This is a genomic window from Azorhizobium oxalatiphilum (genome assembly GCF_014635325.1).
GTDB lineage: Bacteria > Pseudomonadota > Alphaproteobacteria > Rhizobiales > Xanthobacteraceae > Azorhizobium > Azorhizobium oxalatiphilum.
The window spans coordinates 1,242,897-1,268,616 of record NZ_BMCT01000001.1; the positions used below are offsets into that span (position 1 = coordinate 1,242,897).

General features: G+C 66.9%; 23 protein-coding genes. 11 read left to right on the forward strand and 12 right to left on the reverse strand.

Annotated features, from left to right (window positions below; translation table 11 throughout):
• Nucleotides 1-109 precede the first annotated feature (109 nt).
• The 3 genes from IEW24_RS05665 to IEW24_RS05675 form a co-directional block, all read right to left on the reverse strand.
• The gene (locus IEW24_RS05665; RefSeq protein ID WP_188576199.1) at nt 110-2,425 is read right to left on the reverse strand and encodes a sensor histidine kinase; all 2,316 of its coding nucleotides are present in this window, start codon (nt 2,423-2,425) and stop codon (nt 110-112) included.
• A 353-nt stretch (nt 2,426-2,778) separates the two neighbouring features.
• Nucleotides 2,779-3,756 carry a LysR family transcriptional regulator gene (locus IEW24_RS05670; protein WP_188576201.1) on the reverse strand — a complete coding sequence of 326 codons (978 nt, stop codon included), beginning with the start codon at nt 3,754-3,756 and terminating at the stop codon, nt 2,779-2,781.
• Between the two features lie 250 nt (nt 3,757-4,006).
• Complete coding sequence (locus tag IEW24_RS05675) at nt 4,007-4,957, reverse strand: DMT family transporter (RefSeq protein WP_188576203.1); 951 nt, start codon at nt 4,955-4,957, stop codon at nt 4,007-4,009.
• A gap of 125 nt (nt 4,958-5,082) precedes the next feature.
• On the opposite strand from IEW24_RS05675, the gene IEW24_RS05680 reads away from it, so the two are divergent.
• Entirely contained in the window at nt 5,083-5,574 is a 492-nt protein-coding gene (locus IEW24_RS05680) for an Lrp/AsnC family transcriptional regulator (protein ID WP_188576205.1), read from the forward strand.
• Between the two features lie 10 nt (nt 5,575-5,584).
• Here the strand turns inward: IEW24_RS05680 and IEW24_RS05685 are convergent, their stop codons facing one another.
• A complete protein-coding gene (locus IEW24_RS05685; protein ID WP_188576206.1) occupies nt 5,585-6,526 on the reverse strand; it encodes an ABC transporter ATP-binding protein in 942 nt (313 codons plus the stop codon).
• Nucleotides 6,527-6,579: 53 nt separating this feature from the next.
• Here IEW24_RS05685 and modA point away from each other — a divergent pair, with 53 nt between their 5' ends.
• Together modA and modB are read left to right on the forward strand one after the other, a co-directional pair.
• A complete protein-coding gene (modA, locus tag IEW24_RS05690) occupies nt 6,580-7,320 on the forward strand; it encodes a molybdate ABC transporter substrate-binding protein (RefSeq protein WP_244644176.1) in 741 nt (246 codons plus the stop codon).
• Nucleotides 7,317-8,021, forward strand: a complete 705-nt coding sequence (gene modB / locus IEW24_RS05695) for a molybdate ABC transporter permease subunit (RefSeq protein ID WP_188576210.1) — start codon at nt 7,317-7,319, stop codon at nt 8,019-8,021. The genes modA and modB overlap by 4 nt, the downstream gene beginning before the upstream one ends.
• Before the next feature lie 21 nt (nt 8,022-8,042).
• On the opposite strand, the gene pepN is transcribed toward modB, so the two are convergent.
• Both pepN and IEW24_RS05705 read right to left on the reverse strand, forming a co-directional pair.
• The gene (gene pepN / locus IEW24_RS05700) at nt 8,043-10,673 is read right to left on the reverse strand and encodes an aminopeptidase N (RefSeq protein ID WP_188576212.1); all 2,631 of its coding nucleotides are present in this window, start codon (nt 10,671-10,673) and stop codon (nt 8,043-8,045) included.
• Nucleotides 10,674-10,805: 132 nt separating this feature from the next.
• Nucleotides 10,806-11,276: a MarR family winged helix-turn-helix transcriptional regulator gene (locus IEW24_RS05705; RefSeq protein ID WP_188576214.1), complete on the reverse strand. Its 471-nt coding sequence runs from the start codon at nt 11,274-11,276 to the stop codon at nt 10,806-10,808.
• 230 nt (nt 11,277-11,506) lie between these two features.
• On the opposite strand from IEW24_RS05705, the gene IEW24_RS05710 reads away from it, so the two are divergent.
• The gene (locus IEW24_RS05710; protein ID WP_308468404.1) at nt 11,507-11,908 is read left to right on the forward strand and encodes a hypothetical protein; all 402 of its coding nucleotides are present in this window, start codon (nt 11,507-11,509) and stop codon (nt 11,906-11,908) included.
• A 162-nt stretch (nt 11,909-12,070) separates the two neighbouring features.
• Entirely contained in the window at nt 12,071-13,288 is a 1,218-nt protein-coding gene (locus IEW24_RS05715) for an acyltransferase family protein (RefSeq protein WP_188576217.1), read from the forward strand.
• On the opposite strand, the gene hisG is transcribed toward IEW24_RS05715, so the two are convergent.
• Together hisG and IEW24_RS05725 are read right to left on the reverse strand one after the other, a co-directional pair.
• Complete coding sequence (gene hisG, locus IEW24_RS05720) at nt 13,252-14,247, reverse strand: ATP phosphoribosyltransferase (protein WP_188576219.1); 996 nt, start codon at nt 14,245-14,247, stop codon at nt 13,252-13,254. The genes IEW24_RS05715 and hisG overlap by 37 nt on opposite strands.
• Complete coding sequence (locus IEW24_RS05725) at nt 14,244-15,395, reverse strand: ATP phosphoribosyltransferase regulatory subunit (protein ID WP_188576220.1); 1,152 nt, start codon at nt 15,393-15,395, stop codon at nt 14,244-14,246. Before IEW24_RS05725 ends, hisG begins: the two co-directional genes overlap by 4 nt.
• Before the next feature lie 226 nt (nt 15,396-15,621).
• On the opposite strand from IEW24_RS05725, the gene IEW24_RS05730 reads away from it, so the two are divergent.
• Entirely contained in the window at nt 15,622-15,900 is a 279-nt protein-coding gene (locus tag IEW24_RS05730) for an exodeoxyribonuclease VII small subunit (RefSeq protein ID WP_188576222.1), read from the forward strand.
• Nucleotides 15,901-16,008: 108 nt separating this feature from the next.
• Here the strand turns inward: IEW24_RS05730 and IEW24_RS05735 are convergent, their stop codons facing one another.
• A complete protein-coding gene (locus IEW24_RS05735; RefSeq protein ID WP_188576224.1) occupies nt 16,009-16,629 on the reverse strand; it encodes a protein-S-isoprenylcysteine O-methyltransferase in 621 nt (206 codons plus the stop codon).
• Entirely contained in the window at nt 16,626-17,936 is a 1,311-nt protein-coding gene (locus IEW24_RS05740) for a hypothetical protein (RefSeq protein WP_188576226.1), read from the reverse strand. The genes IEW24_RS05735 and IEW24_RS05740 overlap by 4 nt, the downstream gene beginning before the upstream one ends.
• Nucleotides 17,937-18,132: 196 nt before the next feature.
• Here IEW24_RS05740 and IEW24_RS05745 point away from each other — a divergent pair, with 196 nt between their 5' ends.
• The 3 genes from IEW24_RS05745 to dxs all read left to right on the forward strand — a co-directional run bounded on the left by IEW24_RS05745 (nt 18,133) and on the right by dxs (nt 22,143).
• Entirely contained in the window at nt 18,133-19,092 is a 960-nt protein-coding gene (locus IEW24_RS05745; RefSeq protein WP_188576228.1) for a glycosyltransferase family 2 protein, read from the forward strand.
• On the forward strand, nt 19,089-20,087 hold the full coding sequence (locus IEW24_RS05750; protein WP_188576230.1) for a rhamnan synthesis F family protein: 999 nt from the start codon (nt 19,089-19,091) through the stop codon (nt 20,085-20,087). The genes IEW24_RS05745 and IEW24_RS05750 overlap by 4 nt, the downstream gene beginning before the upstream one ends.
• A gap of 130 nt (nt 20,088-20,217) precedes the next feature.
• The gene (gene dxs, locus IEW24_RS05755) at nt 20,218-22,143 is read left to right on the forward strand and encodes a 1-deoxy-D-xylulose-5-phosphate synthase (protein WP_188576232.1); all 1,926 of its coding nucleotides are present in this window, start codon (nt 20,218-20,220) and stop codon (nt 22,141-22,143) included.
• A 110-nt stretch (nt 22,144-22,253) separates the two neighbouring features.
• Here the strand turns inward: dxs and IEW24_RS05760 are convergent, their stop codons facing one another.
• Nucleotides 22,254-22,715: a hypothetical protein gene (locus tag IEW24_RS05760; RefSeq protein ID WP_188576234.1), complete on the reverse strand. Its 462-nt coding sequence runs from the start codon at nt 22,713-22,715 to the stop codon at nt 22,254-22,256.
• Between the two features lie 112 nt (nt 22,716-22,827).
• Nucleotides 22,828-23,352, reverse strand: a complete 525-nt coding sequence (locus tag IEW24_RS05765; RefSeq protein ID WP_188576236.1) for a hypothetical protein — start codon at nt 23,350-23,352, stop codon at nt 22,828-22,830.
• A gap of 318 nt (nt 23,353-23,670) precedes the next feature.
• Between IEW24_RS05765 and IEW24_RS05770 the strand changes: the two genes are divergently transcribed.
• A complete protein-coding gene (locus IEW24_RS05770; protein ID WP_188576238.1) occupies nt 23,671-24,408 on the forward strand; it encodes a TlyA family RNA methyltransferase in 738 nt (245 codons plus the stop codon).
• Nucleotides 24,405-25,625, forward strand: a complete 1,221-nt coding sequence (locus tag IEW24_RS05775; protein WP_188576239.1) for a class I SAM-dependent RNA methyltransferase — start codon at nt 24,405-24,407, stop codon at nt 25,623-25,625. Before IEW24_RS05770 ends, IEW24_RS05775 begins: the two co-directional genes overlap by 4 nt.
• Nucleotides 25,626-25,720: the final 95 nt, after the last annotated feature.

Genomic DNA, 25,720 nt, shown 5'->3' on the forward strand with positions numbered 1-25,720 from the left:
GTGTAGGGCAGTGCTTCGCTGCACCGCACATGACCGCTTCTGTAGCGGCAAGATCGTGGCGGCGCCATGGCGTTCGGCGAATGGCTGGCATGTGCCAGCCAAAAAATCGTCAGCGCACGGCGGTCAGGCGGGGGCTTTCGTTGGAATTGGCGGCGCCCGCATTCAGCGGCAGGCGCACGACGACAGTCGTGCCCACCCCTTCCGTGGAGCGGATGCGCATGGCGCCCCCATGCAGCTCCGCCAGCGACTTGGCGATGGCGAGGCCGAGGCCGGAGCCCTTGTAGGTCTTGGTGAACTGGCTCTCCACCTGCTCGAACGGGCGGCCGATTTTGGCCAGCGCGTGGCGCGGGATGCCGATGCCGGTGTCCTCGATGGCGATCACCGCCGCTCCACCGTTCACGCGCGCCCGCACCGAGATGTTGCCGCCTTCGGGCGTGAACTTAACCGCATTGGAGAGCAGGTTGAGCAGGATCTGCTTCAGCGCCCGCTTGTCGCCGCGGATGGGGCCGGCGGTGCCGGTCTCGGCGGTCATGGCGAGCTGCTTCTCCTCGCCCTTCACCGCCATGACACGCATTGCGTCGGCGACGATCTCGTCGATCCGCACGTCCTCCAGCTCCAGCTGCATGCGGCCGGCCTCGATCTTGGACATGTCGAGGATGTCGTTGATGACGTCGAGGAGGTACGTGCCGGAGCCCTTGATGTCCGCGCAATATTCTCCGTACTTCTCCGAGCCGAGCGGGCCGAACATGCCGCTCTCCATGATCTCCGAGAAACCGATGATGGCGTTGAGCGGCGTGCGCAGCTCGTGGGACATGTTGGCGAGGAACTCGCTCTTGGCGCGGTTGGCGTCCTCGGCGCGGGTCTTCTCTTCCGAATACTTTTCCGCCAGCTCCGCCAGCTGTTGGGCCTGATGTTCCAGCGTCTGCTGGGATTTGCGCAAATCGGCCACCAGCGCCATGAGGCGTTTCTCATTGTCCATGAGGCGTTCCTCGTGGCGCTTGAGCGGCGTGATGTCGGTACCCACCGAGACGTAGCCGCCGTCCTTGGTGCGGCGCTCGGCGATCTTCAGCCAGCGGCCGTTCGAGAGCTGGGCCTCGAAGGCGCGCGAGCCTTCCTCCGGCTTGTCCTCGGGCTTCAGCGGCGTGCGGGTGACGGGATGGCGGCCCACATTGGCGATGACGTCGAAGGGCGTGCCGCCGACGATGGCGTCGTCCGGCAGCTCGTGCAGGGTCTGGAACTTGGAGTTGCAGAGCACGAGGCGGTTCTGGCTGTCCCAGAGCACGAAGGCTTCCGAGATGCTCTCGATGGCATCGCGCAGGCGCATGTCGGCGGTGACGGTGCGTTCGGCGAGGCGCTGGGCCTCGGTCACGTCCATGGCAATGCCGATGAGGTGGGGACCGTCCTCGCCTGCCTGCTGGACCACTTCGGCGCGCATGCGCAGCCATACGAAGTCGCCCTTGGCGGTGCGCATACGGAAAACGCGGTCCACGGAAGCGCCGGGGCGCTCGGCCAGTTCCTGCGCCAGCTCGTAGAGGTCGCCGTCGTCCGGATGTACCAGCTTGGCGATCTCGCCGAAGGACATCAGTTCGTCCCGGCGCTCAAGGCCGAGGATTTCGAACATGGTATCGGACCAGTACATGCGGCCTCGCGCCATGTCCCAGTCCCACATGCCGCAGCGGCCGCGGTTGAGCGCCGTATCGATGCGCATGCGCACGGTGTCGTAGATGTGGTCCGCCTCGCGCGCCCGGCTCGCCTGCCAGTGGAAGGAGAAGCCGAGGATGAGCAGCACCGCGCCCGTGGTGGTGAACAGGGTGATGGTGAGGGTGGTGCTGTCGGACCAGGCGGTGAGCGCGCGGCTCATGGGCTGGATGAAGACGATCTGGCCGAGCGGCGGGTTGAGGTTGCGCACGGTGGCGAGCGCGCTTTCCTGCGCGGTCGGGATTTCCAGCACGCCGGCGCGTTCCGCGAACACGGTGAGCGGCTGGGAGGGATCCATCAGGTCCGCCATGGTGGCGGCGCGCGGCGCACTGGCCGGCTCGGCGGCGATGATGCGGCCGGACGGGTCGGTGATGTAGATGCGTCGGCCGTTGGCGGTGGCGCGCGGGGGCAATGCGGCTTGCAGAGCCGTGCCCACATTGGCCATGGAGCCGCCAAGGCGATGGTTCAGGCCCTCGGCGGTGGCGAGCGACAGCAGGCCAAGGTCGTCCTTGGCGCTGTCGAGTACGGCCTGCCGATGACTGTGCACCTGCACGGCCGCGCCGATGCCGAGCACGAGCAGGAAGGTGATGATGAGCGCAGGAACAATCCGGCGCAGGAAGGGCTCAGCCTCCAGCAGCCGCTGATAGGCGGGTCGCGCCACGGATTTCGCCAAACCACCTATGGCGTCGCCGCGCACGCCGACGCTCGCCGCGTTGGCCCGTGCCATCGCCAGCCCCTTTCGGATATCCCAGGCCCCGGGCGCGGCCACGCACCCGGAAAACCTACCGTCCTCGCAAGATCAGAGGGACGTGCCGCATCTCTCCGAATCGAGAATATAGGAATCGAATCGAGGGGCTCTTGTCTAGAGTCCGGGGAGTCAAGGGTCTGAAAAAATGGTTGCGCTCGCGCTCGCCGGTGCTGTTGTCCGGCAGAGAATTGAGTCCCGCCAGCGGGGCGCGCGGATAAAGGGTGCGACGGACGTCTGCATGTGAAATCCGGGGATAGATTTCCCTGGTGCAGCTCAAGGCATGAACCTGCCGGGTCGAAGCAACCCGACAGGTGAATCAGTCCCCCAAATCACTAGGGTGCCGGCTCGCTCCAGTTGCGGGGCTTCTCGGTGATGATGGTCTTCGCCGGACCGCTGCGCACAGGGGCGAATTCGCCGCTGCTCCAGCGGTCGAACGCTTCCACGAGGAAGTCCACGAACACGCGCACCTTCAGGTCCAGCGTAGCGCGAGCGGGGAAGAGCACCACGGTCTCCACCGGGTCGCGCCGCCGCCAGTCCGGCAGCACCAGTTCCAGTTCGCCATTCTCCACCCGGCGACGGGCGAGGCAGCGCGAGATCATGGTGATGCCGGAGCCGCTGGTGGCCTGACGGATGGCCATGATGGCGTCGTTGGTGTCCAACACCGGATTGACCTTCAGATCCACCGGCGTATCCGGGCCTTCGAGGTTCCAGATGATCGGGCCGGGGGCGGTGCGCACGGCGATGAGCTGGTGGTTCACCAGTTCCTCGGGGTGCGTGGGGCGGCCCATGCGGTCGAGATAGGACGGGCTGGCCATCAACTGGAGCTGCTTCGAGCCGAGGCTGCGCACGTGATAGCTGGAATCGCGCACCGGACCGATGCGCACGGCCACGTCATAGCCGTGCTCGATGAGATCAAGCGGATGATTGTCCAGCGTGAGGTGGAGCTGCACCTTTGGATAGCGCTTGTGGAAGGCGGCCAGCTCCGGCTCCACCACGAGGATGGCGGTGGAATAATTGAGCAGCACCTTCAGGTGGCCTTCCGGCTCCTGCGTGAGCGCACGCATGGAGGCGTCCGCCTGATCGAGCGTCGCGATGGCGTCCACGCACTTCTGGTAATAGGCCTGCCCGGCCTCGCTCGGCCATACGCGCCGTGTGGTGCGGTGGAGCAACTGCACGCCGAGCCGCTCCTCCAGCGCCTTCACCTTGCGGCTGACGGACGTTGGCGGCAGGCCCAGTTGCTCAGCGGCGCCGTTGAAGCTGCCGCGATCCACCACGCGCAAGAACACTTCCACATCGTCCCAGCGTGCCATGGTCCCACCTCTCGCCAGCGCGTGCCGTCAGACACGCTTGCAACATGGGTAGCTGCATCCCGTCGTGCCAGCCGGACGTACCGGATGGCGCAGGGGCGGGCGCTACCTGACGCGCGGGGCCGGAGCCAGTCCCAAAAGCGGGTAGGGTGATCCGGTACGCGTGCGAGCCGTCAATGTAACGTATGTTGCGCGGGAGATAATAGCGGTCGGTGGGAGATATTATCCCGAAACGAGCATGAATTACCCGCGCTCAGGTTGTGCGGGACTTGGCCCGTCCGGCATAGGCGGCCAGCAGCATGCCCGCGATGACGAGGCTCAGGCCGGCGAAGAAAGCCGGCGACAGGCGGTTGCCGAGCACGATCACCGACGAGACGACGCCAATCAGGGGAACACCCAGCGTGAAGTTGGCCATGGCGAAGGCGCTGATGCGGCGCCCATGCTCTGCCGAAATGACGAAGCAGGCGGACGTCGCCACCGGGCCGATGAAGACCAGCAGCTCGAGCAGGTGGGTGCTCACCGGGATGCCGGCCGGCGATCCCTCGGTGGCATAGGCGAGGATCGCCAGCGGCACGGTGGCCAGCAGCATCTGCCACGGCGCCAGCGCCAACGGCGCGGACTGCCAGCGATGGCGGCGGATGTGCAGGATCACCGCCGACCAGCAGATCGCCCCCGCCAGCAGCAGGCCGGCGCCCATGAGCGTGCCGGGTGCGCGCCAATCCATCTCGGCGGGCGAGCAGATGAGCGCGACACCGGCGAGGCCCACGGCGAGTGCGAGGAATTGCAGGCGCGTGGGCGCTTCGCGGAAAAGCAGCCAGGCGAGCAGCACGCTCCAGAGCGGGGTCGTGTAGGCGAGCAGCACGGCGCGGCTGGTGTCGGTATGGGTCATGGCGACCATGCCCATGCCGGTGAAGGCCATCATCTGCATGAAGCCGATGCTCAGCACGATCGGCCAGTCATTGCGGCGGGGCAGGTGCAGTTCGCCACGCAGGCCCACGAACAGGAACAGGCAGATGCCGGCGCTGCCGAAACGGATCGCGGCCAGCCAGAGCGGCGGCACCACGTCGAGGGCAAGCTTGGTGGCAGGCCAGCTGAGGCCCCAGAGGATGACCATGGCGGTGAGCCAGACCGGCGTGGAATGGCGGCGCAGCAGGGCGAACGGCGAACGCGGTGCCTGAACTGTGCCGTGCGCGGTACTGGTCATCGGATCCTCACGGGATGGGGTGAGGAATGATGGGCGATGGCGCGCGGAAAAGCCGGTCTGGTTTGTGTTGCGCTGCGACACGAATGGGATATAAATTCCCCAAAATGAATATTTCGAGGTTATCTATGCCGAGTGGGCGCGATCAGCTGGACGAAGCCAGTCTGCGAATCCTCGATGTGCTGCAGGTGGAGGGGGAGATCAGCAACACCGATCTCGCCGAGCGCGTGGGCATGTCGGCCTCGCCCTGCTGGCGGCGGGTGGCGGATCTGCGCCGGCGCGGGGTCATCCGGGGCTCGGTGGCTCTCGTCGATCCGCTGAAGCTGGGGCTGGCGGTGAACGTGTTCGTGCACGTCACCCTGAAACAGCAGGACGAAGCCTCGTTGAAGGTGTTCACGGACGCCATCGCCAAGCGGCCGGAAGTGATGGAATGCTATCTGATGACCGGCGAGGCGGACTTCATGCTGCGGGTGGTGGTGGAGGATCTGCCCCGCTTTCAGGAACTGATGATGAGCTGCTTCACCAAGATTCCGGGGGTGGCGAACATCCGCTCCAGCTTCGCCCTCGATCAGGTCAAATACACCACGGCCCTGCCAACGGGGCATCTGCGGGGGCGGTGAGGGGGGAAGGTCACGGCAAGGCGGTGGGCTGGACGCAGGCTGTCTCCAGTTGCAGCGTCACCAGATCGCCCGGCGCGAGCCCCGGCGGCACGCTCTGATAGCGCAGGCGATGCAGCTGCCCGTCGATGGAGACGGTGGCATGCCCGGTCTCGTCGGGGCCGCTCACGTGATGGCCGAACACCCGCAGGCCGGCGCGCGGGGCCATGTCCGCGAGAGCCGTGCCGGCATCGTCCGCCGTGACGCGCCCATTCTCCAGCCGGATGACGCGATCCGCCAGCCGCAGGATTTCCGCGGTGTCGTGGCTCACCATGATGGTGGTGGTGCCGAATTCCCGGTGCAGGCGCTTCAGTTCGTCCTGTAATTGCCGCCGCATCTGCGGATCGAGCGCGGACAGGGGCTCGTCCAGCAGCAGCAGATCGGGCCGGCGGGCGAGGGCGCGGATGAGGGCGAGGCGCTGCTTCTGCCCGCCAGACAGACGTGCGGGGGAGGCGGAAGCGAGCGCGCCGAGCCCGACCAGTTCCAGCAGTTCGTCCGCCGCGCCGCGCCGTGCGTGACGGCCGAGGGCATAGTCCACATTGCCGCGAACGCTCATGTTGGGAAACAGCGCATAGTCCTGAAACACGAAGCCGATGGAGCGGCGGCGCACCGGCAGGTGGATGCCCCGCGCGACATCGCACCAGAGCGTTGATCCCAGCCGGATATGGCCCGCGTTGGCCGGCATGAGTCCGGCCAGCAGGCGCAGCAGCGTGGTCTTTCCAGCTCCCGACGGACCGGCGAGAGCCATGAAGCTGCCTTTGGCTATGGTGAGATCCACGTTCAGATCAAACGGTCCCACCGCACCATTGAGGCCGACCTTGAGGGCAAGGTCGATGAAGGGTTCGGCGGGCAGCCGCGCACCGGCTGCGACAGGTTCGCCCCGAGGGCCGAGAGAGCTTAAGCTATGTTTGTCCATATATAGGTTCGATGATATGGCTGGGCGCGTTTCATGGAAAGATGGATTGCGCCGTGTCCCGTCCCACCGTCCTTGCCGCGGCATTGGCCGTGGTGCTTCCGCTTCTCTCCCTTGCCGTCCCTGCCCGTGCCGATGAGGCCACGCTCGCAGCGGGTGCCGGCTTCCGCAAGCCTCTCACCGAGCTGGCGGCCGCCTATGAGGCGAAGAGCGGCGACAAGATCCTCCAGATCTATGGTCATCTGGGGCAGGTGCTGGCGCAGGCGCGGGAGAGCGACACCATCACCATTGTCTGCGGCGACAAGGCAGTGCTGCATCATGCCGGCGATCTGCATTTCCAGCGCATGGTGCGGCTGGGGCTGGGCAAGCTGGTGGTGGTGTATCGCAAGGGGCTGACGCTGGCCTCCGCCGCCGACGTGGCGCGTGCGGATGTGAAGCGCATCGGCATTCCCGATCAGGCGGCGGCCATCTATGGCAAGGCCGGCCGGCAGTTTCTGGACAAGGCGAAGCTGTCGGAAACGGTGGATCGCCGACTCGTGCCGGTGGCCACCGTGCCGCAGGTCACGAGCTATGTGGCGAGCGGCGAGGTGGATGCGGGCTTCGTGAACGCCACCGATGCCATCGGCGCTGGCAGCACGGTGGGCGGCTTCGTGGAGGTGGATCCGTCCCTCTATGATCCGGTGGAGGTGTCCTGCGGCATCCGTCACACGGCCGCCGCGACCCCTGCCGCCAAGGGCTTCGCCGATTTCCTGGGGACCCCCGAGGCTCAGGCCATCCTCACCCGCTACGGCCTGTGACGGACGCCCTGTCCGCTTTCTGGTCGGCGCTGGCGGACCCGGCGCTGGCCTATCCGGCGGTGCTGACCCTGAAGGTGGCCGGCCTCACGCTCATTGCCCATCTGGTGCTCGGACTGGGGCTTGGCTGGGCGCTGGCGCAGCCGCGCTGGCCGGGCCGCATGCTGCTGGATGCCCTCGTGACCCTGCCGCTGGTGTTTCCGCCGCTGGCGCTCGGCTTCTTCCTGCTGCTGCTTCTGGGCCGGCGCGGGTGGCTGGGCGGCTGGCTGGATGAAGCCTTCGACTTCTCCTTCATCTTCACGGTCGAGGGCGTGGTGCTGGCGTCGGTGATTGCGGGGCTGCCGCTGGTGGTCAAGCCCATCGAGGCGGCCATCGCCAATGTGTCACGCGCGCTTGGGGACGCCTCGCGCACGCTGGGGCGCTCCGAGCTTGAGACCTTCATTCATGTGATCGTGCCGAACATCCGGGGCGCCATCGTCGCCGGGCTGGTGCTGGGCACCGCCCGTTCGCTGGGCGAGGTTGGCATCACCCTGATGCTGGGCGGCAACATCGTAGGCAAGACCAACACCATGTCGCTGGAGATCTATAACGCCGTCTTCAACGGCGACTATGCCCGCGCGGTGGTGCTGTCCGGCTTGCTGGGCGCGGTCTCTCTTCTGGTCTTTCTGGCGCTGCGCCGGACCGGGCGGCCCGTCCTCAACTGAGGCGGGCCGCTGGACAGGCGATCAGCTCAGCGAGCGGATGGCGATGTCGGCCACATCAGCCGACAGGCCGGGCGTCACCGCCACACGCTGCAAGGCCCGCTCGGCGCTGGCGCGACGGGCCGGCTCCAGCTGACGGAACGACTTGAAGGCGGACAGCAGTCGTGCGGCCACCTGCGGGTTGGTGGCGTCGAGGCCGAGCACCACGTCCACTAGGAAGTTGTGGCCCTCGCCGCTGGCGCGGTGGAACTGGGTGGGATTGCCGACCGCGAAGGCACCCACCAGCGAGCGCACCCGGTTGGGGTTCGACATGGAGAAGACTGGCAGCAGGGTCAGCGCCTTCACCCGTTCCAGCGTACCCTCTTCGGGGATCTGGGCCTGCAGGCTCAGCCACTTGTCGATCACCAGCGGATCATTGACGAAGCGGCGATAGAAGTCGGCGAGCGCCTCCGTGCGGGCCGGGGTGTCGTGCTGCGACAGCACGGCGAGAGCGGCGAAGCGATCGGTCATGTTGTCGGCGGCGCCATATTGCGCCTGCGCCCGCGCGATGGCCTCCGATGTCGCACCCGAGGTGAGATAATCGAGCGCCAGATTGCGCAGGGAGCGCCGGCCGGCCGCCGCCGCATCCGGCGAATAGGGAGAGGTCGTGGTGAGGGCGTCGTAGGTCTCGCCGAGCGGGGCGGCCAGCGCCTCGGCCAGCACGGCGCGCAGCGCGCGGCGGGTGGTGAAGACGGCGTCCGGGTTCACATCCGTGGCGATCTCGCGGGCGATCTCGTTCTCGCCGGGCAACGCCAGCGCCTGCGCCTTGAAGGCCGGGTCAAGCGTCGTGTCGGTGAGGACGCGGCGGGCGGCCTCCACCAGCGGAGTGGCATCCGGCAGCCTGCCCTCGGCGGCACCCGTCTTCAGCAGCCGCAGGGCGAGGCCCTGCATGGCATCGAAGCGGTTGAACGGGTCCGCGTCATGGGCGGCGAGGAAGACGAGATCCTCGTCGCTGAGATTGGTGGAGAGGTTGATGGGGGCAGAGAAGCCCCGGTTCAGCGACAGCACCGGACGGGCGTCGAGGCCGGTGAAGACGAAGGACTGTTCCGCCTCCGTCACCTCGATCACCGGATGAGGCATGTTGCTGCCGCCCAGCGTGAGCGGCTGGTCGGCGCCGTCCGGCCCGATGAGGCCGAGGGTCAGCGGCAGCATCACCGGTTTCTTCTCGCTCTGGCCGGAGGTGGGCGCCGTTTCTTGGCGCACATCCAGCCGGAAGCTGCGGGCGGCTTCGTCATAGGCGCCCGTGGCGGTGACGCGGGGCGTACCGGACTGGGCATACCATAGCGCGAAGTGCGACAGGTCGCGGCCGGTAGCCTCGGCGAAGGCGGCGAGGAAATCCTCAATGGTTGCGGCATCGCCGTCGTGGCGGTCGTAATAGAGGTCCATGCCGGCGCGGAAGCCGTCCTCGCCCAGCAGGGTTTTGAGCATACGGACCACCTCGGCGCCCTTCTCATAGACGGTCGCCGTGTAGAAGTTGTTGATCTCGCGATAGGTGTCCGGCCGCACGGGGTGGGACAGGGGGCCGGCATCCTCGGTGAACTGGGCCGCCTTCAGGGTGCGCACATCGGCGATGCGCTTCACCGGGCGCGAGCGCTGGTCGGAGGAGAACTCCTGATCCCGGAAGACGGTGAGGCCTTCCTTCAGGCAGAGCTGGAACCAGTCGCGGCAGGTAACGCGATTGCCGGACCAGTTGTGGAAATATTCGTGGGCGATCACGCTCTCGATGCCGGCATAGTCGGCGTCGGTGGCGGTTTCCGGGCTCGCCAGCACGTATTTGTCGTTGAAGATGTTGAGGCCCTTGTTCTCCATCGCGCCCATGTTGAAGTCGGACACGGCGACGATGTTGAACACGTCGAGATCATATTCCCGGCCGAACGCCGTCTCGTCCCAGCGCATGGAGCGCTTCAGCGCATCCATGGCGTAGGAGGCGCGGCTTTCCTTGCCGGGCTCCACGTAGATGCCCAGCTCAATCGGGCGGCCGGAGCGGGTGACGAAATGGTCCGGCACCTTGGAGAGATTGCCGCCCACCAGAGCGAACAGATAGGCAGGCTTCGGCCAGGGATCGTGCCAGATGGTATAATGCCGGCCGGTGTCCGCCACCGGGCCATTGCGCTCCAGATTGCCGTTGCTGAGCAGGACCGGCGCTTCCGCGCGATCTGCTTCCACACGCACCGTGTAGACGGACAGCACGTCCGGCCGGTCGGGGAAATAGGTGATGCGGCGGAAGCCCTCGGCCTCGCACTGCGTGCAGTAATTGCCGCTGGAGCGATAGAGGCCCATCAGCCTTGTGTTGGCGGTGGGGTTCACCAGCGTCTCCACCTCCAGCACGAAGCGATCGGCGGTCGGCGCGCGCAGGGTCAGGGACTGCGGGGTGGCCTCATAGGCGCCGCCGGCCAGCGGCGCGCCATCGAGGGCAACACGCACCAAGGTCAGGCCATCGCCATCCAGCACCACCGGTGCATCGGCCGCGCCCTCGGGATTGCGGCGCAGGGCGAGGCGGGAAATCACGCGGGTGGCGGTGGGGTGCAGGGAGACGTCGAGGTCCACGGTGTCCACGAGCCAGGCAGGCGGCCGGTAGTCGGCCAGGCGCACGGGGACGGGCTCGGCATCACGCATGAAACACTCCAACGTCTGGCGCCGGCTGCGGCGCGGTGGGGAGACTAGAGCGCCAGCCGTTCATTTGGAAACAGAGGTTCTCCAAATGAGCGGTGAAACTTGAAAACGCCATTGGAAAGATGCGGCGTCGTTTCAGTCCGGACCGTCGGCCTCGCCCTGAAGTTTTTCCCGGAGCGTCGTCAGCAGGCGCTGCGCCGTCCGGATGTCGTCCAGCGAGAATTCGGCACCTACGGCGTCCGCGGTCGGGTTGTAGGCGTTGAGGGCGGCCTCGTATGCCTGCTGGCCCCTTGCGGTGAGCACCACCAGCTGTGCCCGCCGGTGATGGGGATTGGGCTCGAACACCACCAGTCCCTCCTTGTGCAGGTCGTTGACGATGCGCTGCACATTCTGCCGGTTGCTGCCGAGATCGCGGGCGAGCCACGCCACGGGCTGGGGCCGGTCCGCGAGGGCAATGGCGCCGAGAATCTGCCAGCGGGCGCTGGTCAGCCCGAACGGCGCCACCAGCCGGTCGCCCCACGTGAGCACCAGATTGTTGGCCCGGAACAGGGTGAGGATCAGATCGGTCAGCGCATCGCCCGCTGGGCTTCTGCCGGTGGTGGTCATTTGTCGCCTTAATCCCAAATTGACATCATAATGTCTAAATGACATGTGTTGATCGTGTCGAATTGACATTATCATTTCAATGTGGAGGGCCAAGCATGCCCGCATCACGATCTCCGGACGTCTCCTCCCGCATCGGCCGAAGCGCCATGGAGCAAGCCCCGCACGACGCCTCCCGGGGCAGGGGGCCTGTGCTCAGGATCCTGCATCCGGTCGCCGGCACCATCGCCCTGATGACCATCCTCACCTTCTGGCTCTCGACGGTGTTCAGCGAGCTTCTTGGGTCTCAGGCGGCGGTGGTCGCGGTCAAACTCGCCATACCGTGGGGCTTCCTGCTGCTGATCCCGGCACTGGCGACGACCGTCGCGACGGGTTTCAGGATGACGCGCGCTCCATCGCGCGGGCTTGTGAGCGCGAAGATCAGGCGCATGCCGTTCATCGGAGCCAATGGCCTGCTGGTCCTCATCCCATCCGCGCTCTATCTCGCGGCCAAAGCGGATGAAGGCGTGTTCGATGCTGTCTTCGTCACCGTGCAGGCGGTGGAGCTGACGGCAGGTGCGATCAACATCGTGCTTCTGGGCCTGAACATGCGCGACGGCCTGAAGCTGGGGAGGCGGCGGGCGGCGCGGCAGTGAAGCCCGCTCCATAGACGTCGGTCTGGTTCCCCAAGGTCAAAGAAAATTTTCGTAAATATGCCGTTCATCGGGCGGCCACAAAGGTTCCTCTTTGTGGCCAATTCGCTACCTCACCGGAACCCTATAGCACTGAGCCAGTTCGAGAGGCTGGAGGTGCTGTGTATGGCTCGTTTTGAATCGCTCGATGCATGGCGCGGTGTCTGCGCATTGCTTGTTGTATTGTTTCATTTCTGTTTCATTTTCGTATCTCCCCTCACAGATGTGCGGCTGGTCTCCAACGCCTATCTGTTCGTGGACTTCTTCTTCGTGCTGAGCGGTTTCGTGGTGTGCCACGCCTATCGCGACCGGCTGGGCGACGGCGGGCGCTGGCTGGGCTTCGTGGTGCGCCGTTTCGGTCGCCTCTGGCCGCTGCATGCGGCACTGCTGGCGGCCTTCGCCGTCTTCATCGGCGTGGTGAACCTGCTGCCCCATCCCGAGCGCTTCACACTCGCATGGGCGGATGGGGAATATTCGGTTCTGGGCATGGGCGCCTATGCGCTGCTGCTGAATGCGGTGAACCTGCACGGCATGGCGTGGAACGCGCCGAGCTGGAGCATCGGGGCGGAATTCTACACCTACCTGCTGTTCGGCGCGGTCTGCGTGCTGACGCGGGGGCGCCTGTCGCTGGTGGCCGGTTTGCTGGCGCTGGCCAGCATCGGCCTGCTGGCGCTGGTCTCGCCCACCTATATGAATTCAACCGCCGACTTCGGCCTCTTCCGCTGCATCGCCGGCTTCTTCACCGGCATTGTCGCCTATCGGGTGCATGAGGTGCTGGTGTCGCAGCTGAAGCCGCTCGGCGTGGGCGCGGCAACTGTTCTGGAAATCGCGGCGGTGGCGCTGGTGGTGCTGTTCGTCGCCAAGTCCAGCCATGGGCCGGATGCGGTGCGGGCCATCAGCCTCGCCGCGCCGGTGATGTTCGCCGCCGCCGTTCTGGTGTTCGCGCAGGAGGGCGGCCTCGTCTCGCGTCTCCTGCGGGCCAAGCCCTTCGCGGCGCTCGGTCGCTGGTCCTATTCCATCTATATGGGCCACCATCTGGTGCTGATGGCGACGCTCTATGGCGTTTGGGCCTTCTCGCGCTGGCAGGGCGTCTCACTGGAAACGCAGGTGCTGATCGGGGGGCACCCGAAGACGCTGTATGCGGTGGGCGGCACCTCGGGCAGCACGCTGCTGCTGGCTGGCATGCTGGCGGTGGTGATCGCCATGGCCGCCTTCACCTATGCCCGCGTGGAAGAGCCCGCCCGGCGCGCCTTCAACGGCATCGCCAAGCGACTTGAAACGCGACAGGCAATCGGCAGCGGCCGCGTTCAGGCGTCGGCCAGCCGGGCTTCCAGCGCCTCGTAGAGAGGGTTGTCGGCCGCGAACACATATTCAATCGGCCCCACCGTCACCATGCTCGCGCCCCTGGCCCGCAGAAACAGCGAAAGGGCGTGCAGCGTGTCCGGCGGGCAATGCAGGGTGAGCATGCCCGACGACGTGGGGCCGCCGAAGGGGGCGACCACGCGGAAGCGGGCGATGGCCTCATCCACCAGGTTCGCATCGCACGCACCGAAGCGGGTGCGGACCTCGCGCATGGTGCGGGCGCGCTTTTCGCCCGCCATGCGGTCGAACATGGCCTGCGCCGCCGCGCGCTGGCTTGGTCCCCACGGGGCGGTCAGGGAGGCGACGAGATTGGCCTCCGAGCGCAGCATCACGCCGTCTTCCATCACCTTCAGCCCGTTGGCGGCCAGTGTCGCCCCCGTGGTGGTGATGTCGACGATCAGTTCCGCCGTGCCGGCGGCAGGCGTGCCCTCGGTGGCGCCTGCGCTCTCCACGATCCGGTAGTCCACGATGCCGTGGCGGGCGAAGAAGCTGCGGGTGAGGTTCACATATTTCGTGGCGACGCGGATGCGCTGGCCGGTGCGGGCATGGAAATGCCCCGCCACGTCGTCCAGATCTTCCATGCTGCGCACGTCGATCCAGGCCTGCGGCACCGCCACCACCACATTGGCGCTGCCGAAGCCCAGCTTCTCCAGCAGGGCCACGCGGCGGTCGGCATCGGGGATGTTCTCGCGCACGAGGTCTTCGCCGGTCACGCCCACATGGACGGTGCCGGCGGCCAGCGCCGCCGCGATCTCGGAGGCGGACAGATAGGCCACTTCCACATTTTCCACCCCGCCCAGCACACCGCGATAATCGCGGGCGCCACGGGCCTGCATGAGCGGCATGCCGGCGCGGCCGAAGAAGGCGTGCACATTTTCCTGCAGCCGGCCCTTGGAGGGGACAGCGAGGATCAATTTGTCGCTGTTGAGGGTATCGCTCATGACTGGCTCTCCAGCAGGGCGAGACGCTCAACCCAGGCGGCAAATCCGACGGCAGGGACAATGGCGGACGCGCCGAGGCGGCTCAGCAGCGGGTCGTAGCGCCCGCCGGCCACCAGAGGCGATTCCACGCGGCCTTCGGGGTCCGACAGCTCGAACACCATGCCGCTGTAATAATCCATCGGCCGGCCGAAGGCGGCGGAGAAGTGCACGTCCGACAGGTTCACGCCGTGGGCGGTGAGGAAGCGGGCGCGGTTCTCGAACACGTCCAGCGCCTGCGAGATGTCGATCCCGGCCTCGCGGGCAAGGTCGCGCATCTCGGCGGCGGCGGTCTGCGGCTCGCCGGTGATGGCGAGATAACGGGAGAGAATGCCAGCCGCTTCCTGCGACAGGCCATTGCCTTCCAGAGCCGCCTGCTCAAGGAAGCGGGCGGCGATCTCCGACACCGAGCGGCCACCCACCGTGGTGATGCCGGCGATGGAGAGCAGGTCGGTGATGAGCGCGCGGGCGGCATCCGGATCGGCGCCGGCCAGTGCCGAGAGCACGCCGGCATGGGCGGCGGCGGTGCCGTTGGGTTTCTCGTCGGACAGGTGGTCGAGGTCGTCGCCGAGACGGCCCTGCCCAAAGTCCTTCATCAGGCGGCGGCGCCATGCGGGTGCCAGCGGCAGGGCTTCCAGCACGGCGGCGAACAGGCCGACGTCACCCAGCAGGATTTCCGGGTCCGCAAGGCCATAGATGGCGCAGGTCTCAAGGCCGAGGGCGATGATGTCAGCGTCCGCCGCCTCGCGGTCGAAGCGGCCGAAGGATTCCACGCCGGCCTGCCGGAACTCGCCGGGGCCGCCGCTGCGGATGCGGAACACCGGGCCGAGATAACTGACCGCCGCGGGCAGTTGCATGCGCAGGCGGCCGACCTCGCGGGCGACCGGGATGGTGAGGTCGGGCCGCAGGCACAGTTCCTGCCCGTCCTCGCCGGTGGTGAGGAACATGCTGCGGCGGATGGTTTCGCCCGACAGGTCGAGGAAGGCATCGGCCGGCTGCAGGATCGGCGGATCGAGCCGCGTGAAGCCCGCGGAGGCGAAGCGGACCATCAACGCCTCATCGAGGGCGCCTTGGTCACGCAGGGGGAAGGGGCTTTGCGCCTCGGTGGGCATCTCGGCTCTTGGCTCGTTACGCGGCAATGCCGCTTCGGGTTCGGTACGCGGCGAAGCCGCAGGCGCAGGCCGAGCCTGCCAATGTCGAGCGGGCTTCTAGCAAAGCTGGGCGCTCACCACCACCCCAAGCGGCGGAAGCATTTGGGAGGCCGGGTCCGTTGCCGCCTTAAGGCTGCCGCCCGGCTCGGCTATAAGGGCGCCTCCACGAGATTCGAAAGGGGCATCCATGGCCGAGACCAGCAAGACCGAAGGCACCCGGCGCGAGAAGGCTCCCGCCGTTTCCAGCCTGTCGTTCGAGGCGGCTCTGGCGGAACTGGAGACCATCGTGCAGCGGCTCGAGGCGGGCAATGTGCCGCTGGAGGAGAGCATCGCCATCTATGAGCGGGGCGAGGCGCTGAAGAAGCGCTGCGAGGCGCTGCTGGGCGAGGCGGAGGCGCGGGTCGCCACCATCACCCGCGATGCCGACGGCCGTCCCACCGGTACGGCGCCGCTCGATCCGGGCTGAGCTGTCCCGAGACGGGACAGTTCTTCCGACAAAAGCGAACGGCGACGGAACGGAACCTGACCGAATCGGACGTCTGCGCCGATTGCCCGTTCGTTCCGCCTGCCGCTCTCAGTACACGCCGGGGATGATGCGCTTGGTGCGGGCCATGTAGGCGTCGTACTCGGGCCCGAAGGTCTCGCGCATCATCAGTTCCTCGCGGCCGACGCGGAAGAAGAACAGGATGCCGAAGCCGACGAGGCCGGACAGGCCCGCCATCAGGTTCGGCAGCAGCAGCGCCTGCGCCACCGCCCACAGGAAGAAGGCCGAATACATGGGGTGCCGCACATGCCGGTACACCCCGTGGGTGATCAGCTTGTGGGTCTCCTTGATCTCCAGCGACACCGACCAGTTGCGCCCGAGATCCTTGTGGGTGCGCCAGAACAGCCAGAGCGCCACGAGGAACACCAGCGTCCCCGCCGCCACCTGAAGGGCGGACGCGGGGTAGGTGAGGGCACGCGGCCAGCGCGTGAGGCAGAACGCCGCCGGAATGATCCCCAGCCCGAGGGTGGAGACGCTCAGCAGCGCGGTCTCGCGGAATGTGCGGTGGCGGCGGTCAGCCACGCGGGTGCGGCGCACCTTCAGCTCGAACGGCAGGCGCAGCAGATACCAGGCGATGACGCACCCGGCCCAGATCCAACTGGCGAGGGTGAGCAGGGAGACGGTATGACCGAACAGGGAAAGCGAATTCATGCGCCCTTTTGCTGTGTCGCCGCCTCGGGTGCAAGCGTGGCCTCCGGCGCCCCCACGCTGCCATCTTCCCGAAACACCGCCAGCGGCCCCTCGGGCGTGCCGACCAGCACGTCATAGGGTACCGGGGCGCAGATGAAGGCGTAGAAGTCGTAGGGCGCGCGCTGGTCGTTGGCGAGGAAGAACTGGCAGTGCAGGCGCATCACGTCGATGCGGAACTTGGCATAGGTGGCGGGCGTCAGCATGGCGCGGATCGGCACCCGGCGCACCAGCGGGCGGCGGTTGGTGTCGCCATCGGTGATCGGGCCGAGGGTGACGGGGTCCACCTTGTAGAAGGAGACGATGTCGTCCTTGGCCTGATACTCGGTCCAGCCGATGGCCTCGGCCTTGTGCACCATCCGCGCCGCACTGCGCAGGCGCTCGCCTTCCGGATGCAGAGCGAACTTGGCCGTGGTCGAGCCCAGGGTCAGGATACGGATGGGAAGGGTGGTGCCCAGATCCGGTTCGTCGCGCAGCGCGCGGGCGATCACGCTGATCACATGCTGGGCGCCGAGGCTGTGACCGGCCAGCACGATCTCATCCACACCGCCTTTCGCCGCCACCGCCCGCAGCCGGTCGGCGAAGGAGGTGATGCGGCGGGTGATGTCCGGATGCCGGTCGTGGACGAAATCCACCGAGAATTCCGCGAGATCCAGTGATTGACGCAGCCGCAGCCGCTTGCTGAGAAGCCGGGTGATGACGAGGGCGGCGATGATCGCCACCACGACCCCGAACGCCGCGCCCACCCATTGGCCGAGGAAGACCCGGCCGGCGATCCAGGTGCCGACGAGCGCTCTGTCCACCAGCGGGGCCGAAAAATGGGCAGCCACCCAGCCGATGCCGGCGGAAACCGCCCAGATGGCGGCCAGCGTCAGATAGGTGAGGCAGAAGAAGATGCCGTAGCGGTGGCTGGTGCGGAAATAGCGGAAGATGGTGCCGGTGGCGATCATGTCCCCCAGCGCCCGTATGGTGCCGAAGAGATGCGACCAGCGGCTGCGGTTCATGTCCGCACGCACGAGGTCGTCCCACGCCAGGATCTCGAACCGCGTCTCCGTCTCCCAGTCCGGCCCGTGGCTGCGCGCCGTCCAGGAGCCGCCGGTGCGCACGGCGCGCGGATTGTTGTCCGCGCTGGCGGATACCCCCCACACTTCGGCGAAGCGCGCCAGTTCCCGCTGGAAGATGCGGTGATGGGCATCCACCGTCATCGGATCGTAGCCGGCCACGAAAAACAGGTGCCGGCGGAACGTACGGGCGGGAGGTTGAGGTGCCATGGTGACGCTAATCTAGTTGAGGGAGCCTATGGTGCAAGGCGGCTCCGCGACGGCCAATCTTGGATTTCGCGGGTCGTAATGCTACCCATCCCGCGCACGGGTGCCGGTTTACAGCGGCGCCCGCATCTTGTCCGGCTTATACGTGGCCGGCGTATGCTTGGCCTTCACATCACGGCCCTTGCGGTGGGAGTATCCGGTGTCGACGCCGCAGAGGCTGCTGTTCGTGAACGTCAGGAAACCGCCGTCCGTCAGCGTGGTGTTCGTCTCCTACAACAGCGGGGGCGTGCTGCCACGCGCAATCGCCTCGGTGCCGGAGACGCATCAGGTGGTGGTTGTGGACAATGCCAGCCCCGAGGGGACCAACTGGGTGGAGGGGCTGCAACGCCCGGTGGATCTGCTGCGGCTGGAAACCAACCGGGGGTTCGGCACCGCCTGCAATGCCGGCGCCCGCGCGGCGCGCGGCGACTATGTGCTGTTCCTCAATCCCGATGCGGTGCTGGAAGCCGGGACCATCCCGACCTTGCTGGAGGCCGTAAAGCGCTATGGCGACCCCGGCATCTTCATGCCGTCCATCATCGGCGAGAATGGCCGGCCCATGCGCAAGGAGGGTTCCATCCTGGAGCCGGTGCCACGCAAGCGGCGGCTGAAGGCGCAGGAGATGGTGGGCGATTATTGCACCCGCTTCGTCCATGGCGCCGCCTTCCTCATGGAACGCCGGGCGTTCCTCGCCATGGGCGGTTTCGACGAGGCGATCTTCCTCTATCACGAGGATGACGATCTGGCGCTGCGGGCTCTGCGGAGCTACATCCCCATCACCGTCGTTGCCGATGCCCGCGTGGTTCATGCAGGTGGAAAATCCTCCACGGCGAGCTGGCGGCAGACCTTCCGCATCAGCCGCTTCAAGAAACATTCCGAGCGCTATGTCCTTGGCAAATATGGCGCATCGCGTGGAAAAGCTGCGGAATGCCTCTATCTCGCGGCCGGTTGTCTGCTATCGGTACTGATGTTCGATATTCATCGCCTGATGATCCGCTCCGGCAAGATCGCGGGCCTTTTTGACACCTTGCCGTCCCCGCCGGAGCCATCCGAGGACCGATCCCAAGGTCGTCCCGGTGATCGCCCCGGTGATCGTCCCCCAGCCATGAGGCGGCCTTGACCAATCCCGTACCCGTGCCCGTCAACATCACCCGCGCCTCGAAACATCTGTTTCTGGCGGCGGTGAAGATGTTCACCGGCTTCGACGGCAGCGCCAACGTGCGCAAGGCGCTGGGCCTGTTCGCCGCGCCGGACCTGTCGGCGGAAATCGCCGACGACAAGGATCTCAACACCCTGCGCAAGCGCGTGGTGCGGCCGCTGGAAATGGTGGGCAAGCGCCCGGTCTGCCTGTTCGCCTCCTACTCGCCGGACGGCCGGATCTGGCCGCACGTGGTCAGCTATTGCAAGGATCTGAAGGCGCAGGGCTTCGTGGTGGTCCTCATCGTCGCCACCGACCGCGCGGACCTGCGCTGCGACGATCCCGGCGCCGCCGTGGCCGACGCCATGCAGGTGGTGGAGAATTTCGGCTTCGACTTCTCCGCCTGGGCCCGCACCCTGCGGCTGTGGCCGGATCTGTGGAACGCCTCGTCGCTGCTGTTCACCAATGACAGCATCTATCATTCGCCGGCGGGCCTCGCGACGCTGATGGAGCGGGTGAAGGCCAGCACGACCGACGTGGTGGCGCTCACCGAGAGCACCGCCTTCCGCCGGCATTTCCAGAGCTATTTCTTCATCCTGCGGGAGAAGGCGCTGGCCAACGAAGCCGTGCGGGCCTTCTTTTCCGAGATCCGGGCGTTGGGCGACAAGCAGAAGGTGATCGAGGCCTGCGAGGTCCCCTTGCCGAGCCTCCTGTCCACGCAGGGGCTCAGCGTGGATGTGCTGTTCGAGCTGCCGGAGAGTGACCCGCGCGCGGCCAATCCCACCCTGGCTGCCCATGGCGATCTGTTGCGCAAGGGCATGCCCTTCGTGAAGGTGCAGCTGCTGCGCGAGAATCCCTTCAATGCCAACATCGCCAACTGGCGCACGGATCTGAAGGAGCGCGGCTTCCGTATGGATGAGCTGGAAATGCACCTCGGCAGCCTGAAAATTCCGGCGGCAGCCTTCCTCCAGCCCTGATGGGGGTGCAGGACGGGCGATCACGACATAAATGGGAGTATGTGGCTAGGGTCTGAGCCGCTTGCGCGTTGCGCCGGCTGGCCTGACTGTGTAACCCCTGATTTCCCGGCGCGATGCCGGCGCGGAGTGTATGGTGACGGTTAGCAATACGCCGCTTCTCGATACGGTGCGCGACGCCTCAGACGTCAGGCGCCTGCCGGAAGAGAAGCTTTCCCAGTTGGCCGATGAATTGCGGGCGGAGACCATCAGCGCGGTCTCCGTCACTGGCGGCCATCTGGGCGCGGGTCTTGGTGTGGTCGAGCTCACGGTGGCCCTGCACCACGTATTTGACACGCCCCACGACCGGTTGATCTGGGACGTGGGCCACCAGTGCTACCCGCACAAGATCCTGACCGGCCGCCGCGACCGTATCCGCACGCTCCGGCAGGGTGGGGGCCTCTCCGGCTTCACCCGCCGTTCGGAGAGCGAATACGACCCCTTCGGCGCCGCCCATTCCTCCACCTCCATTTCCGCCGGTCTCGGCATGGCGGTGGCCCGCGACCTCAAGGGCGAGGAGCGGAACATTGTCTGCGTGATCGGCGACGGCGCCATGTCGGCGGGCATGGCCTATGAGGCCATGAACAATGCCGGCGCCATGGACAGCCGGCTGATCGTCATTCTGAATGACAACGACATGTCCATCGCCCCGCCCACGGGCGCCATGTCGGCCTATCTGGCGCGCCTGATCTCGGGCCGCACCTACATGTCGCTGCGCGAGATGGGCAAGCAACTCGCCCACCGCATGCCGAAGTTCGTCAAGGACGGCGCGGCCAAGGCCGAGGAATATGCCCGCGGCTTCTGGACCGGCGGCACGCTGTTCGAGGAGATGGGCTTCTATTACGTCGGCCCCATCGACGGCCACAATCTGGAGCACCTGCTGCCGGTGCTGAAGAATGTGCGCGATGCCAAGACCGGGCCGATCCTCGTCCATGTGGTGACGCAGAAGGGCAAGGGCTATCCGCCCGCCGAGGCCTCCGCCGACAAATATCATGGCGTCGTGAAGTTCGACGTGGTGACTGGCGCGCAGATGAAGGCCAAGTCCAATGCGCCCAGCTACACCAAGGTGTTCGCCGAGACCCTGATCAGTGAGGCCGCGCGCGACGACAAGGTGGTGGCCATCACCGCCGCCATGCCCTCCGGCACCGGGCTGGACCTGTTCGGGCAGGCCTATCCCACGCGCACCTATGACGTGGGCATCGCCGAGCAGCATGCGGTGACGTTCGCCGCCGGCCTCGCGTCGGAAGGCTACAAGCCCTTCTGCGCGCTCTATTCCACCTTCCTCCAGCGCGGCTACGACCAGGTGGTGCACGATGTGGCCCTGCAGGGGCTGCCGGTGCGCTTCGCCATCGACCGCGCCGGCCTCGTGGGCGCGGACGGCGCCACCCATGCGGGCGCCTTCGACATCGCCTTCCTGGCTTGCCTGCCGGGCTTCACGGTCATGGCCCCCTCCGACGAGGCGGAACTGACCCATATGATCGCCACCGCCGTCGCCCATGACGCCGGCCCCATCGCGTTCCGTTTCCCCCGTGGGGAAGGGGTGGGCGTGGAGCGGCCGGAGCGCGGCGAGGTGCTGCCCATCGGCAAGGGCCGGGTGCTGCGGGAAGGGCGGGATGTCGCCATTCTCTCACTGGGCACCCGCCTTGCGGCGGCACAGGATGCGGCCGAGCGGCTGGCGAGCCTCGGCTACAGCGCCACCGTGGCCGATGCCCGCTTCGCCAAGCCCATCGACAGCGAGCTGATCCTGAAGCTGGCCTCCAGCCACCCGGCGCTGATCATCGTGGAAGAGGGCTCGGTGGGCGGTTTCGGCAGCCAGGTCATGCAGTTGCTCACCGACGAGGGGCTGCTGGACGACGGCCTGAAGGTGCGCTCGCTGGTGCTGCCGGACACCTATATCGACCACGACACGCCGGCGGTGCAGATGGCGGCGGCGGGGCTGGATGCGGACGGCATCTTCAACCGCGCTCTGGCGCTGGTGAAGGCGGGCGAGCGGCGCCCGGTCGCGACAAAACGCGCCTGACAAACAAAACGCGCCTGAGAGCCGAAGCTCCAGGCGCGCAAGTTGCTCTCATGTTGAACTGAAAAACCTTGTCCCGCCCGCGTTTGCGCGGGTCGGGAAGAGCCTGCGCGTCAGCCGCGGCAGGCCTTGTCGAATTCGGCATAGGCCTCGGGGGCGCCGGTCAGGGCGATGGGCTGCTTGGCGCCTTTCACCTCGACTGTCAGCACCTTGCCGGCCGCGAGGACCGCCTTCACATCGTCGAATTTGCCGCCGCCTTCCACGTCCACGGCGCTGGTCATCTCGTTCGCCACGGCCTTGCCGGGGAATTCCTTCTTCACCTTGCCGGCGGAGAGGAGGATGCGGGCCGGGTCGTTCGCCTTCAGGCCCTTGGAGCCGATCATGGAACTGACCAGCACCATGGTGTTGCCCGTGTTGCAGGTGAAGGTCAGCATCACATGGTCGCTTTCCGGCGCACCGAACGCCAGCGTGGCGCCGTTGTCGGTGGTGGAGGCAGCCCACACGAGCTTCTCCTGCGCCGCCAGAGGCAGGCTGGAGGCCACAAGCAGGCCAGCGGCGATGAAGGTGCGCAGCATTGGTCTTCCCCAGAACGGTTGTCGGGGATCATACCCAAGGATGCGCGGGCGGGAAGGGCGTCGTTAATTTTAGGTTAAGACGTCCGTGCGGCTGCCGGAAAAGCCTTTCATCTCAACGCCGGGCGAGACACACCCGCTCGAAGTCGGCAAGGCGGGAGCGGGCGCCGGCCAGCGGCAGGTTCTGGCTGGAGCCGGGCATCTTCACCACCAGCGTGTCGCCATCCCGGAACAGGTCCAGCACGCGGGCATCCAGCGTCACCGCCGCTTCCACCACCAGCAGGCCCTCATTGTTGACGAGGAAGGCGCTGGCGGCCAGCTCCAGCTTCCGCTTGCCGCTGGAGAGGGAGAGCGGCACGCCATCGCCGGAGCGGATCTTCTTGTCGTTGGGCACTTCCACGGCGATCTGCAGCAACTGGGCGCTGGGTTGGCAGGTGGCTGCGAAGCTGGGATCGGTGGCGCGGGGCAAGGCGTAGCGCAGCACATAGGCATCGTCGGCCTTGACGATGCTCCAGACCCGCGGATCGGGTGTTGCTTCTGCCTTGCTGCTCTTGTTCGTGCGGGGCGCCGCGTCGGCCGCTCCGGAAAGTCCGAGGCCCATCAGGGCTGTCAGGACCGCTGCCGCGATCACTTTCTGCATACTCACTCCCACCGGCAGGGTCCAGGACGCTGACGTATCGCTGCCCACAGGCGCGCCGCCGCACAGAAAACGCCCAAGACCGCGCTTGGTTCACAGCGCTTGAGGTATCTTTTCAAGTTCGTGCAAGTTCAAGGTCGTGGAAGCGCGGGCCCGCAACTGCGCCGCGCGGATGATGGTCTGTCCGCCCCTCTGCTCCGCATACCACGGACAGGCCCGTCTGCGCGACGGGTAAGCCTGTCCCGCGCCCTTGTGCCTTGCATCACCGGGCAAAATGGTAAAAGCCTCGCACCCTGAAACTCTTCCAGACGGAAAGCACACATGGCCGCGCGGGCGCGCATCGACAAGCTGCTGGTGGAACGGGGGCTGTTCGACAGCCGGGCCCGGGCGCAGGCGGCCGTGCTGGCGGGGCACGTGACGGCCGATGGTGCGGTGGTGCGCAAGCCGGCGCAGGAGGTGGACGAGACTGCCGTCATCACGGCACAGGACGTGCACCCCTTCGTGTCGCGCGGCGGGCTGAAGCTGGTGGCGGGGCTCGATGCCTTCGGCTTTGATCCTGCGGGCAAAAGGGCGTTGGACGTGGGTGCGTCCACCGGCGGCTTCACCGACGTACTGCTCTCGCGCGGCGCTGCCGCCGTGGTGGCGGTGGACGTGGGGCATGACCAGTTCCACCCCCGCCTGCGCGAACGTCCCGAAGTGACCGTACTGGAAGGTACGGACATCAGAAAGCTGACGCCGCAACAGGTTGGCGGGCCGGTGGACCTGATCGTCAGCGACGTCAGCTTCATCTCGCTGGCCCTCGTGCTGCCGGCGGCGCTTCCCTTTGCCGGGCCGAAGGCGGAACTGGTGGTGCTGGTGAAGCCGCAGTTCGAGGCCGGGCCGGAAATCGTGAGGAAGGGCAAGGGTGTGGTGCGCGATGTGACCGTCCACGAGACGGTGTGCGCGCGGGTGAAGGGCGAGGTCGAGGCGCTGGGCTGGCGGGTGCTGGGCATTGTGCCATCCCCCATCGAAGGCGGTGATGGCAATAAGGAATTCCTGCTGGGAGCGGTGCGGCCGTGAGTGAGATCGAGGCGGAGGTCCTGCGGGTCGGGGCGCAGGGCGACGGGCTGGCGGCGGGCGGGCTGTTCGTGCCCTATGGTTTGCCGGGCGAGCTGATCGCCGGCCAGCGGGAGAAGGACAGGCTCATCAAGCCGCGGGTGCTGAAGGCCAGCCCCGAGCGGGTGGAGCCGGAATGCCGGCACTTCGGCATCTGCGGCGGCTGCCTGCTCCAGCATTGGGAGACCTCTGCCTATCGCAGCTGGAAGCGCGGCCTCGTGGTCGAGGCGCTTTCGCGCGAGGGCGTGGAAACGCAGGTGCATCAACTGGTTGATGCCCATGGCGAGGGGCGGCGGCGGGCCATCTTCCATGCCCGCCAGATCGGGCCGCGCACCATTGTCGGCTTTGCCGAGCGCAAGTCCCATTCCATGGTGCCCATCGTGGAATGCCCCATTCTGGCACCGGCGCTGGATCAGGCCTTGCCGGTTGCCAAAGCGGTGGCGGAGGCGCTGGCGGGGCAGAAGAAGCCGCTCGATCTACATGTGACGGCCACTGAATCCGGGCTCGATCTGGACTTCCGGGGCTCCGGCCCGTTGCCGCCTATGCTGTTGATGGATCTGGCGGAAATCGCCGAGCGGTTCGATCTCGCCCGGCTCACCCGGCATGGGGAGATGGTGGTGCAGCGGCGTCTGCCCTTCCTGCCCATGGGCCTTGCCCGGGTCGAGCTTCCGCCCGCCTCCTTCCTTCAGGCCACCGCCGCCGGCGAGGCCATGCTGGCCGGGGCGGTGGAAGAGGGGGTGAGGGGGGCGAAGAGCGTCGCCGATTTGTTCTGCGGGGTCGGCACCTTTGCGCTGCGGCTGGCGTCCCATGCGCGCGTAAGGGGTTATGAATTCAGCGAAAGTGCCATCACGGCCATGCTGAAGGCGGTGCGCGGCACGCCGGGCCTGAAGGGCGCCGAGGGCGAGGTGCGTGATCTCTTCCGCCGCCCGCTCATGCCGGACGAACTCCAGCGTTTCGAAGCGGTTGTGATCGATCCGCCGCGTCAGGGCGCGGAGGCGCAGGCCCATGAGCTGGCCCGCTCCAAGGTGGAGCGGCTCGCCTATGTGTCCTGCTCGGCGGCCACCTTCGCCCGCGATGCCCGCATCCTCATGGCCGGCGGCTTCAGGTTGGCGGGGGTAACACCATACGACCAGTTCCGCTATTCGCCCCATGTGGAGCTGGTCGGACTGTTCCATCGCTGACGGTGGCACACGGTGACACGGACGGTCGCCGATGGCCCCGCCTTGTCCCCGTTATGGACAGGGACAGTGTCCGTGCCGGCGGCGGGGGCTCGCGC

Bases quoted from the DNA above. Each gene is read 5' to 3' on its own strand.
- IEW24_RS05665 (WP_188576199.1), bottom strand. From the start codon at position 2,425: ATGGCACGGGCCAACGCGGCGAGCGTCGGCGTGCGCGGCGACGCCATA.
- IEW24_RS05670 (WP_188576201.1), bottom strand. From the start codon at position 3,756: ATGGCACGCTGGGACGATGTGGAAGTGTTCTTGCGCGTGGTGGATCGC.
- IEW24_RS05675 (WP_188576203.1), bottom strand. From the start codon at position 4,957: ATGACCAGTACCGCGCACGGCACAGTTCAGGCACCGCGTTCGCCGTTC.
- IEW24_RS05680 (WP_188576205.1), top strand. From the start codon at position 5,083: ATGCCGAGTGGGCGCGATCAGCTGGACGAAGCCAGTCTGCGAATCCTC.
- IEW24_RS05685 (WP_188576206.1), bottom strand. From the start codon at position 6,526: ATGGACAAACATAGCTTAAGCTCTCTCGGCCCTCGGGGCGAACCTGTC.
- pepN (WP_188576212.1), bottom strand. From the start codon at position 10,673: ATGCGTGATGCCGAGCCCGTCCCCGTGCGCCTGGCCGACTACCGGCCG.
- IEW24_RS05705 (WP_188576214.1), bottom strand. From the start codon at position 11,276: ATGACCACCACCGGCAGAAGCCCAGCGGGCGATGCGCTGACCGATCTG.
- IEW24_RS05710 (WP_308468404.1), top strand. From the start codon at position 11,507: ATGACCATCCTCACCTTCTGGCTCTCGACGGTGTTCAGCGAGCTTCTT.
- IEW24_RS05715 (WP_188576217.1), top strand. From the start codon at position 12,071: ATGGCTCGTTTTGAATCGCTCGATGCATGGCGCGGTGTCTGCGCATTG.
- hisG (WP_188576219.1), bottom strand. From the start codon at position 14,247: ATGAGCGATACCCTCAACAGCGACAAATTGATCCTCGCTGTCCCCTCC.
- IEW24_RS05725 (WP_188576220.1), bottom strand. From the start codon at position 15,395: ATGCCCACCGAGGCGCAAAGCCCCTTCCCCCTGCGTGACCAAGGCGCC.
- IEW24_RS05730 (WP_188576222.1), top strand. From the start codon at position 15,622: ATGGCCGAGACCAGCAAGACCGAAGGCACCCGGCGCGAGAAGGCTCCC.
- IEW24_RS05735 (WP_188576224.1), bottom strand. From the start codon at position 16,629: ATGAATTCGCTTTCCCTGTTCGGTCATACCGTCTCCCTGCTCACCCTC.
- IEW24_RS05740 (WP_188576226.1), bottom strand. From the start codon at position 17,936: ATGGCACCTCAACCTCCCGCCCGTACGTTCCGCCGGCACCTGTTTTTC.
- dxs (WP_188576232.1), top strand. From the start codon at position 20,218: ATGGTGACGGTTAGCAATACGCCGCTTCTCGATACGGTGCGCGACGCC.
- IEW24_RS05760 (WP_188576234.1), bottom strand. From the start codon at position 22,715: ATGCTGCGCACCTTCATCGCCGCTGGCCTGCTTGTGGCCTCCAGCCTG.
- IEW24_RS05765 (WP_188576236.1), bottom strand. From the start codon at position 23,352: ATGCAGAAAGTGATCGCGGCAGCGGTCCTGACAGCCCTGATGGGCCTC.
- IEW24_RS05770 (WP_188576238.1), top strand. From the start codon at position 23,671: ATGGCCGCGCGGGCGCGCATCGACAAGCTGCTGGTGGAACGGGGGCTG.